General features: G+C 72.4%; 9 protein-coding genes. 2 read left to right on the plus strand and 7 right to left on the minus strand.

The window, feature by feature from the left end:
- Positions 1–254 precede the first annotated feature (254 nt).
- The 3 genes from ABT093_RS39855 to ABT093_RS39865 form a co-directional block, all read right to left on the minus strand.
- Positions 255–1,058, minus strand: coding sequence for a DUF3710 domain-containing protein (locus tag ABT093_RS39855; RefSeq protein WP_350572405.1), 804 nt, complete (start codon positions 1,056–1,058; stop codon positions 255–257).
- Positions 1,059–1,127: 69 nt separating this feature from the next.
- Positions 1,128–1,595 (minus strand): dUTP diphosphatase, encoded by a 468-nt coding sequence (dut, locus tag ABT093_RS39860; RefSeq protein ID WP_350572406.1) that lies wholly within the window; start codon positions 1,593–1,595, stop codon positions 1,128–1,130.
- The gene (locus ABT093_RS39865) at positions 1,592–2,257 is read right to left on the minus strand and encodes a PaaI family thioesterase (RefSeq protein ID WP_350572407.1); all 666 of its coding nucleotides are present in this window, start codon (positions 2,255–2,257) and stop codon (positions 1,592–1,594) included. Before ABT093_RS39865 ends, dut begins: the two co-directional genes overlap by 4 nt.
- An 85-nt stretch (positions 2,258–2,342) precedes the next feature.
- On the opposite strand from ABT093_RS39865, the gene ABT093_RS39870 reads away from it, so the two are divergent.
- Complete coding sequence (locus ABT093_RS39870) at positions 2,343–2,792, plus strand: DUF3093 domain-containing protein (RefSeq protein WP_502884426.1); 450 nt, start codon at positions 2,343–2,345, stop codon at positions 2,790–2,792.
- A gap of 241 nt (positions 2,793–3,033) precedes the next feature.
- Here ABT093_RS39870 and ABT093_RS39875 read toward each other — a convergent pair whose 3' ends face one another.
- The 4 genes from ABT093_RS39875 to ABT093_RS39890 form a co-directional block, all read right to left on the minus strand.
- A complete protein-coding gene (locus ABT093_RS39875; protein ID WP_327681335.1) occupies positions 3,034–3,333 on the minus strand; it encodes a DUF4193 domain-containing protein in 300 nt (99 codons plus the stop codon).
- 453 nt (positions 3,334–3,786) lie between these two features.
- A complete protein-coding gene (locus ABT093_RS39880) occupies positions 3,787–4,767 on the minus strand; it encodes an acyl-ACP desaturase (RefSeq protein WP_350572409.1) in 981 nt (326 codons plus the stop codon).
- 320 nt (positions 4,768–5,087) lie between these two features.
- On the minus strand, positions 5,088–6,398 hold the full coding sequence (locus ABT093_RS39885; RefSeq protein WP_350572410.1) for a sensor histidine kinase: 1,311 nt from the start codon (positions 6,396–6,398) through the stop codon (positions 5,088–5,090).
- Positions 6,399–6,492: 94 nt separating this feature from the next.
- Positions 6,493–7,146, minus strand: a complete 654-nt coding sequence (locus tag ABT093_RS39890) for a response regulator transcription factor (RefSeq protein WP_148642660.1) — start codon at positions 7,144–7,146, stop codon at positions 6,493–6,495.
- 455 nt (positions 7,147–7,601) lie between these two features.
- Between ABT093_RS39890 and ABT093_RS39895 the strand changes: the two genes are divergently transcribed.
- The gene (locus ABT093_RS39895) at positions 7,602–7,787 is read left to right on the plus strand and encodes a hypothetical protein (RefSeq protein ID WP_329489896.1); all 186 of its coding nucleotides are present in this window, start codon (positions 7,602–7,604) and stop codon (positions 7,785–7,787) included.
- The last annotated feature ends 215 nt before the right edge of the window (positions 7,788–8,002 follow it).

Genomic DNA, 8,002 nt, shown 5'->3' on the forward strand with positions numbered 1-8,002 from the left:
TGAGTTCTCAAGGAACGGACGCTTCCATCAGGCGGCTTTCACACCGGCCCTCCGGGCGCTTCGTTCTTTCGTGTTTCCAGCTTATCAGACGTTTTCCGCTCCGTTTTCCGGAGTTTCATTCATCGGACTTCGCTTTCCGCTTGTCCCCGCTCTCTCGCGGCGACTCCGGAACTGTACGGGGACGGGGCCGCCACATGCAAATCGCCCCCGCCCGGCGGTCCGGGCGGGGGCGATCGGCGAGCTCGGGGACGCGCTCAGCGGACCTCGGTGATCTCCGGGCCGCGGGCGAACGGGTCGAGCGCGGCACCGCCGAAGCGGTTGTCGCCCTCGCCGGCGGCCGCGACGGCGCCACCGCCGTCGGCGACCATCTGGGCGTCCTCGGGGAGCTTCAGCACGATCGGGTCGCGGGGCGCCATCGGGCTCTCACCGCGGACGACGACCGTCTGCCGGAAGACCTGCTCCAGGACCCCGCCCATCTCGGGCTGGACGGCGGCCTGGCCGGAGATCACACCGCGGAGGAACCAGCGCGGGCCGTCGCAGCCGACGAAGCGCACCAGCTGCACACCCTGGGTGCCGTCCGGCAGCTGGACCGGGACCTGGGCGCGGAGGTGCCAGCCCAGCGGGCCCTCCTCCTCCTCGACGAGGCCACCCTGCGAGGTGATGCCGGTGGCGATCTCCTCGCGGACCTCGCCCCAGATGCCCTCCGACTTGGGGGCCGCGAAGGCCTGCAGCTGGACGGCGCTGTTCCCGAGGACCAGGGTGGCGGCCACGATCGCGTCGCCGGCCACCTCCACCCGGAGCTCCATGCCCTCGACGCCGGGGACCAGCAGACCCCCGAGGTCCACGCGGCCCTCCTCCGGGTTCTCCAGCTCGGAGTGGTCCCACGGTCCGTCCGGACGCGGGGCCGGCGGCAGGCCGACCCGGTCCGCCGGGTCCAGATCGGTCACGTTCTCGCTCTCGGCGGAACCTTCGACGTCATCGGCCGTCTCGTCGGCGCTGATGGCGTCGTCGGCGAGCTGCTCGACAGCGTCCTCGCTCTTCTGGCGACGACGGAACACGGTCACTGTCCTTCCCGGTCCAAGACCGATGCGAATACCTGCTCGGCTTCCTGCGAGGCCGCGGGCAGCCTAGACCGCGGCGTGGCCGCCGGTCGACCCGAACCCGCCCTCGGCACGCGCTGACCCCGGCAGCTCTGCCACCTCGTGGAAACGGGCCTTCTCGACCTGCTGGATCACCAGCTGGGCGATCCGGTCCCCTCGGCGGAAGCTGACGCCCTCGCGCGGGTCCAGATTGACGACGATCACCTTGATCTCTCCACGGTACCCGGCATCGACCGTCCCTGGGGCGTTCACCAGAGCAACACCGCAACGAGCTGCCAGTCCCGAGCGGGGGTGGACGAACGCGGCGTAGCCGTCGGGCAACGCGATGGCGATGCCGGTGGGCAGCACGGCCCGCTCCCCGGGGGCCAGTTCGGCGTCGACGGTGGTCCGCAGGTCGGCGCCGGCGTCGCCGGGCTGCGCGTACGCGGGCAGCGGCAGCTCGGGGTCGATCCGCCGGATCAGGACGTCGAGGGGCTCACGGGGGGTCGTGCTCAAGGGTTCACCTCAAAGGCTCGGGCGCGCTTCATCAGGTCGGGGTCGTCGAGGACCTTCTCGATGTCCTCGGGACGACCGTGCTTGGTGAAGTGTTCCAGCTTCACCTGGATGAAGAGTGCCTGCGCACGCACCGCGACCGGCCCGTCCGGCCCGCCGATCCGTGCCTCGGCGGCGCTGTAGATCTTCCGGCCGTGCACGCCGGTGATCCAGGCGCGCAGGTGCAGGGTGGAACCGACCGGCACCGGGGAGAGGAAGTCGGTCTCCAGCCGGCCGGTGACGGCGGGGGCGTGCAGCAGCCAGCTCAGCGCGCCCAGGGTCTCGTCCATGGCGGTGGTCAGCAGGCCGCCGTGGGCCAGGCCGGGGCCGCCCTGGTGCTCCGGGCGGACGGTGAACTCGGCGGTGACGTCGAGGCCCTCGCCGGCCACCGCGTCGATCCGCAGGCCGCCGGGGTGCTGCGGGCCGCAGCCGAAGCACTGCTCGTAGTGGGAGCCGAGCCGGGTGCCGGGGGCGGGGGCCCCGGGGGCGCGCGGCGGGAGGACGGCCTCCGGCGGCGGCGTGGTGGGGGTCGTGGGGGCGGTGGGCGCGGTGGGGGTCGTGGGGGCGGTGGGCGCGGTGGGGGTCGTGGGGGCGGTGGGCGCGGTGGGGGCAGTCGAACCGGTCACGCCGCCCCACCCTACCGACCGGTAGCCACGCCCGGGACGGGGGTTGCGTCCCGCCGCCGCCGTCACGGCGCCCACAATGGGGGGCATGTACGACGAACGCCTCACCGTGCCGCGCTCCTGGTGGCTGTTCCCGGTCCTGATCGGCCTCACCCTCGCGCTGATCCTGCTGCGCTTCAGCGCGGTGGGCGCGCTGGTCGGGCTGGTGGTCGGCATCGCCGCCGGCACCGCCGCGATCAGCAGTTACGGCTCGGCCCGGATCCGGGTGGTCCAGGGCTCGCTGGTGGCCGGCCCGGCCCGGATCCCGGTGGACGCCCTCGGCGCCGCCCAGGCGCTCGCCCCGGCGGAGGCCGCCGCCTGGCGCGGGCCCAAGGCCGACCCGCGGGCCTTCATGCTGCTGCGCAGCTACGTGCCGACCGCGCTGCGGGTCGAGGTGAGCGATCCGACGGACCCGACGCCGTACCTCTATCTCTCGACCCGCTCGCCGATGAAGCTGGCGGAGGCCCTGGACGAGGCCCGGCGCACCGCCCGCACCTGAGGGACCCGGCCGGGCGGCCCCGGGCGGAGCAGGACACGAGACCACAAGGAGAGGGACGGTACCGCCTGGGCGGTACCGTCCCTTCGCGTCTCTGGGAAACGCGTTCCATCCGACCGTATGACTGGTGCGTCCGTCGTGACGGACGCCGGAGCTGCCGTCCGGCCCCGCTGCCCGGGGCCGGAAGGGGCGTCGCACCGGTCTCGCGGACATCGCGAGGTCCGAGTCATGACCGCCCTGGTCCTCAGGCGCCGCAGTCCCGGCAGATCGGGTTGCCGTTCTTCTCGCTGTACAGCTGGCTGCGGTGGTGGACCAGGAAGCAGCTCATGCAGGTGAACTCGTCGGCCTGCCGCGGCAGCACCCGGACGGAGAGCTCCTCGTTCGAGAGGTCCGCGCCGGGAAGCTCCATGCCCTCGGCGGCCTCGAACTCGTCGACGTCGACCGAGCTGCCGCCCTTGTCGTTCCTGCGGGCCTTGAGCTCCTCGATGCTGTCCTCGTTGAGCTCGTCATCGGTCTTGCGTGGGGTGTCGTAGTCGGTAGCCATTTTTCGCTCTCCCCCTCCGGGTTGTGCGGTGTGTGCGGTATCTCCAGCGCACGTAACGCATGGGGGGTCGGTCTTGTGCCCGACCCGAGGCGGAGATTTTGCCTTACTTCAAGCCCCGTTACTCAATCGACACTCAGCCAGAGGTCCGTTGGGGTGATCCACTCGGGCGTTCGGGGCCTCACGCTGGGCCATCTCGACGGCGCGCGAGCGCCCGAATAGTGGACACGCTCCGTAAGCGAAGCTCCTCGCTGCACCCGCCAATTCCCTTGCCCACCAGGGCGGGGAGCCAATCCTCCGATCCGCCTCCGATCGCCGTCCCACTCACGGACGGCGATCGGAGGGCTCGACCGCATGATCACTCTCCGGCGCCATCCGGACTCGTGGAGCGACACGGTGTGACCTTGGTCACGTTCGCCGACGCCCCGGGCAAACCGTGGAAAATCCGCCCAAGCCCTACGCCTGCTTGCGGGCCGCGCGGCGGGCCAGCAGCGCCGCCTGGCGCTCCTCGAACTTGGTCGCCTGGGCGTCCAGCCCGTCGAGGAAGGCACCGAGCTCCTGCTGGGCCTGCGCGCCCTCGGGGCCGAGGCCGGCCAGGTCCATGATCCTGAGGTGGCGCAGCACCGGCTGGAGCACGTCGTCGTGGTGAATGCGCAGGTTGTAGACGCCGCCGATGGCGATCTGGGCGGCGGCCCGCTCGAAGCCGGGGATGCCGTGGCCGGGCATCCGGAAGTTGGTCACCACCTCGGCGACCGCGCGCATGGCCTGGTCCGGGGCGATCTCCAGGGCGGCCTTCAGCAGGTTCCGGTAGAAGACCATGTGCAGGTTCTCGTCGTTGGCGATCTTCGCGAGGAGCTGGTCCGCCAGCGGGCAGCCGGCGAAGTGGCCGGTGTTGCGGTGCGCGATGCGGGTGGCGAGCTCCTGGAAGGCCACGTAGGCGACCGAGTGCAGCATGCTGTGCGCGTTGTCGGACTCGAAGCCGTCCGACATGTGGGCCATCCGGGCCCGCTCCAGCTCGTTCGGGTCGACGGCCCGGGTGGTGAGCAGGTAGTCGCGGATGGCTATGCCGTGCCGCCCCTCCTCGGCGGTCCAGCGGTGGACCCACTCCCCCCAGGCGCCCTCGCGGCCGAACATGGTCGCGATCTCGTGGTGGTAGCTGGGGAGGTTGTCCTCGGTGAGCAGGTTGACCACGAGCGAGACCCGGCCGAGCGGGGTCACCTTGGAGTGCCCGGACTCCCAGGCCTCGCCGCCCAGCACGCCGTCGAAGTCGCGGCCCTGGCTCCACGGGACGTACTCGTGCGGCATCCACTCCTTGGCGACCCTGAGGTGCCGGTCGAGCTCCTTCTCGACGACCTCCTCCAGGGCCAGGATCAGCCGCGTGTCGGTCCAGGCACTCGAACCGAGCGAGGTGCTGTGCTGCACGGGGGCGATGGTCACGGGGCTGGCTCCTGGGGGACGGCACGCGCGGGACGGGCGCGCTGGACGGGTACGCCAAAGTCCGTTCGGACGGCACTTACGGTCGCGTAGGTTACGACACCGTAAGTTGATCGGGCCGGAAATGACAAGCCGCCCCCGCCAGGCCTTATGTCGTCTTGACAGGCCCGGCGGGGGCGGCCGGGAACGGTCGGCGCACGGACTTCGCGGAGCCGGACAGCGCAGCGGCCCCGCCCCGGCCCCGAGAAGGGCCGTGACGGGGCCGCTGAGGCCCTGGGAGGCCTGCCCGGAGGGGCAGGGGCTTCCGGCGTGTCCGGGGGCGCTCACCCGCCCGGGATGCGCACCCGCATGGTGAGGCCGCCGCCGGCGCGCGGGGTGGCCTCGATGGTGCCGTTGTGCGCCCGGACCACCGAGCGGACGATCGACAGGCCGAGGCCGACGCCCTTGTCGCTGCGGGTCCGGTCGGCGCCCTTGACGCGGCGGAACGGCTCGAAGATGTGCTCCAGCTCGTAGCCGGGCACCACCGGGCCGGTGTTGGAGACCACCAGCTCGCCGCCGCCGGGCACCGGGGCGGTGGTGATCTCCACCCAGCCGTCCGGGGCGTTGTACCGGACGGCGTTCTGCAGCAGGTTGAGCGCGATCCGCTCCAGCAGGACGCCGTTGCCCGAGACGGTCGCCGGGTGCAGCGAGGCGCGCAGGTCGACCTCGCGCTTGGCCGCCTCGGCGCGGGTCTGCTCCAGGGCCCGGGTGGCGACCTCGGAGAGCTCCAGCGGGCGGCGGTCGGTCAGCGCGTTGTCGCTGCGGGCCAGCAGCAGCAGGCCCTCGACCAGCTGCTCGCTGCGCTCGTTGGTGGCCAGCAGGGTCTTGCCGAGCTGCTGGAGGTCGGGCGAGGCCTGCGGATCGGAGAGCTGGACCTCCAGCAGGGTGCGGTTGATCGCCAGCGGGGTGCGCAGCTCGTGCGAGGCGTTGGCGACGAAGCGGCGCTGGGAGTCGAAGGAGCGGTCGAGGCGCTCCAGCATGTCGTCGAAGGTGTCGGCCAGCTCCTTGAGCTCGTCGTCCGGGCCGTCCAGCTCGATCCGCCGGTGCAGGTCGGAGGAGGCCACCTCGCGGGCGGTGCGGGTGATCCGGCCGAGCGGGCGCAGCACCCGGCCGGCCATCGCGTAGCCGGCCGCGAAGGCGATCACGGCGAGGCAGACCAGCATGGTGAGCGACTTGCGCAGCAGCGTGTTGAGCGCGGTGTCCGACTTCCTGGTGTGGCTGTCGGCCAGGAACTGGTTGAACTGGTCGGTGCTCATCCAGACGCCGTTCACCCGGGCGCCCGAGGGCCCGAAGTCGAAGGGCGGCGGCTGGACGTCCCGCAGGGCCTGCTTGACGAAGACGTACATCAGCAGCAGCAGCACCACGCCGGCCATCAGGAACATCCCGCCGTAGAGCAGGGTGAGCCGGATCCGGATGGTGGGTCGGAACGGCAGCCAGGCGAGCATGCCGTCACCGGGCACGTAGGTGTCGTGCGAGGAGTGCAGCCGGGGGGCGCGCGGCGGGTGGGCCGGCTTCGGCGGTACGGGCCGGTCGGGCACGGCGCGCCCGCCGGAGGGCGCGCCGGAGGGCCCGCCGGCCGGGGGCGGGGTGGTCATGATGGTCCTCTCGGGGCGTCCGCCGGGGCGGGCGCGTGGTGGGGGCCGGGATCCGGGCGGGACCGCGGATTCCGGTCGGAGCCGCGGCGTCCGGTCAGATCCGGTAGCCGGAACCCGGGACGGTGACGATCACCGGCGGGTCGCCGAGCTTGCGGCGCAGCGTCATCACGGTGACGCGCACGACGTTGGTGAACGGGTCGGTGTGCTCGTCCCAGGCCTTCTCCAGCAGTTGCTCGGCGGAGACGACGGCACCGCCGGCCCGCATCAGCACCTCCAGGACGGCGAACTCCTTGGGGGCGAGCTGGACGGGGCGGCCGTCGCGGATCACCTCGCGGCGGCCCGGGTCGAGCGAGATGCCGGCCCGCTCCAGGACGGGCGGCAGCGGGACGGTGGCGCGGCGGCCCAGGGCGCGGACCCGGGCGACGAGTTCGCTGAAGGCGAACGGCTTCGGAAGGTAGTCGTCCGCTCCGATCTCCAGGCCCTCGACCCGGTCGCTGATGTCGCCGGAGGCGGTCAGCATGATGACCCGGGTGGCCAGCCCCTGGTCGACCACGCTGCGGCAGACGTCGTCACCGTGGACCAGCGGCAGGTCGCGGTCGAGCACGACCACGTCGTAGTCGTTGACCGCGATGCGCTGGAGCGCGGCCTCCCCGTCGTAGACCACGTCGACGGCCATCGCCTCGCGGCGCAGACCGGTGGCCACTGCCTCGGCGAGCAACTGCTCGTCCTCGACGACGAGAACCCGCACGGTGGTTGTCCCTTCTCCAGGCCGGCCCCGGAAGCGGACGCACGGCTCCGACGGTGCCTCCATCCTGCCTGGTCCTGCGGTAAAGCAGCGATAAGCTGCCCCCCGGGCACGGCCGCCCGCGGTCGGCGCCGGGCGCGGGCATCCGCGGTTCGTGGCGCAAGCAGTCCGCTTGGACTGTGACGCGGGCAACTTTCTTCCGCCGGGAGGTTTCCCGGCCCCCGGGGCGGGGAGGACATCCGCACACCCGCGATCCGGTTTCTGAGCCGATCGCACCCACCCGCCGTGCGTTCATCCGCGCCGGCCCTGGGGCTGGGGCGTCACCGGGAGCGGCCGAGGGCCGTCTCCGCGCCCGACCGGAGATCTTCACCGCCCGGATCGGACGCTTCCGCTGGCAACCGTCACCCCTGGGCGGGGAGCGCACGACCGTGCACGTCCGACACAGTAAGGGGGCCCGTATGGACGCCTTCACCGCCGGAATCCTGCAGCGCATCGCCAACGCCGAGCAGGACCTGCACCGCGCGATCGAGGCCGGGGACGAGTTCCTCGCCGAGGTGGAACAGTCCGAGCTGGACGATCTGCGCCGTCTCGCCGCCGAGCACGGCGTGGACACGGTGCTGGAGCGCCACCGCAGCGCCGCCTGATCCGAGCCCGACCCGTCGCCGGCTCTCCGGCACCAGCGGCCCTGTGGGGGCCGTGCGAAACCCAGGCCCTGGCATCCCCCCGTGTGTCAGGGCTCTTCGTCGCCCGGAGCGGCCCGAGAAGGCCCGCCGCCCGCGCAGGGTGTGGCCGACCAGCTCGAAGGCGTCCTTCCAGCTGATCGGGACGTAGTGGTCGGTGGCCGGGTCGTAGACCATCG

It is taken from the genome of Kitasatospora sp. NPDC002551, from assembly GCF_040296005.1.
Lineage (GTDB): Bacteria > Actinomycetota > Actinomycetes > Streptomycetales > Streptomycetaceae > Kitasatospora.